This is a genomic window from Psychrosphaera sp. (assembly GCF_982872775.1).
In genome coordinates, this window is record NZ_CEYNSH010000065.1 from 1 (window position 1) to 1,490 (window position 1,490).

The 1,490-nt window shown below is 43.8% G+C and carries 2 protein-coding genes; both read right to left on the reverse strand.

The annotated features are described in order from the left end of the window. Window positions 1-208: 208 nt before the first annotated feature. Window positions 209-1,084 carry an MlaA family lipoprotein gene (locus AC4E96_RS13315; RefSeq protein ID WP_490256163.1) on the reverse strand — a complete coding sequence of 292 codons (876 nt, stop codon included), beginning with the start codon at window positions 1,082-1,084 and terminating at the stop codon, window positions 209-211. Then, window positions 1,081-1,490 (reverse strand): c-type cytochrome biogenesis protein CcmI/CycH (locus AC4E96_RS13320; protein WP_490256164.1); only part of this gene is annotated, 410 nt, incomplete at its 5' end. The genes AC4E96_RS13320 and AC4E96_RS13315, both read right to left, overlap by 4 nt.

The following is a 1,490-nucleotide window of genomic DNA, read 5'->3' on the forward strand; positions in this document are numbered from 1 at the left end:
TCAATTGACTACATTGCTTGCGAACCGAATTACTTATTAGGTCTATAAGCCGAGCAAAATACTACCCAATACTCAGCCCGATACACCTTTGCGGTCAATCAATTGACTACATTGCTTGCGAACCGAATTACTTATTAGGTCTATAAGCCGAGCAAAATACTACCCAATACTCAACCCGATACACCTTTGCGGTCAATCAAGCGAACAACTAATCAATCTCATCCAAAAACTCATCACTCAACTCAAACTCCTCCTCCTCAATCGGCGGATTCCCATCATAAATCTGATAATTCAAATTCTGAAAATACGCTTCTTTAACAAACACATAAGGATCGGTCGAGCCATTAATAAGTCGTTCTTGCTGAATCAGGTCCGCTCGTGAATAAACGGCTTTTAGGCCTGTTTTAACCAGTGACCAAGGCCAATCGATTAAATACATAGGGAAAATTTCACCATCGACAATATCACCTACACCATCGCGAATGGTTGTTGGGCCGTAGCCAGGTAACATCACAAACGGACCGTTGCCGACACCAACCATGGCCATCGACTGACCAAAGTCTTCTTTGTGCCGCTTGATTCCCATTGCATCAGCAACATCAAAAATACCTAACACGCCAATCGTCGAGTTAATTAAAAAGCGTCCTGCACCGCGCGCTGCCTTTTTGAATTTCAACTGGAGTAAACTGTTGAGGGCGTAGCCTGGCTCTTCTAAGTTGGTCACAAAGTTACGAGTGCCTTGCTGTACTGGTCCTGGTAATTTTGTGTAACCAACCGCAAGCGGACGTAGGATATAAACGTCTAGGACTTCCCAGTTGAAGTCCCACATGCTTCGGTTAAAACTTTCAAACGGGTCGCGCTCATCGACGTATTCTGTGTTGGTTGCAGGTTCGAGTTGAAACGGTTTTTGCTCATCAACGGGAACGGCCGCTAAGCTACCATCTTCATTTAATGACGGTTCGTTTTGATTGGTTTTTACTGGCTCATTTAAACTAGCTGCCGCTTTTTCACTTGGGTTTTGCGCACAGGCGCTTAATAACGCAACGAGTGACGCTAAAAATATGGCTTTAATTAGATTTCTCATTTCCCTTCCTCGGTTTGAGCGGCAGTAGCCAAACGTAATGTTGTAACAGTGTCCTGTTCAGAGCGGTTTTCTTGTTTATTAACGGTAACACCAGACTGACTATCTTGAATATCGCCTGGTTGATAAGGTGCTGTTTCGTCGACAGATAATCTGGCGAATATATCAACACTTGATTGTGAGGACAATGACAAAGAAGGCATCATTACGTCCTGTTCCGTTAATGTTACCATTAGTCCCTCACCTTGGAACAAAGTTGGCGATACGGCTATTTTCTTAACCGCCAGAGGCATTGGCATCGACGGAGATTTGGCAAAGACAAATAGGTGGCTAAAGCCTTCTAAGCGGACACTAGGGTCTAACTCGACCTTAATATTTACATAGGCGCCTTGTTCAGTTTCAATCATTT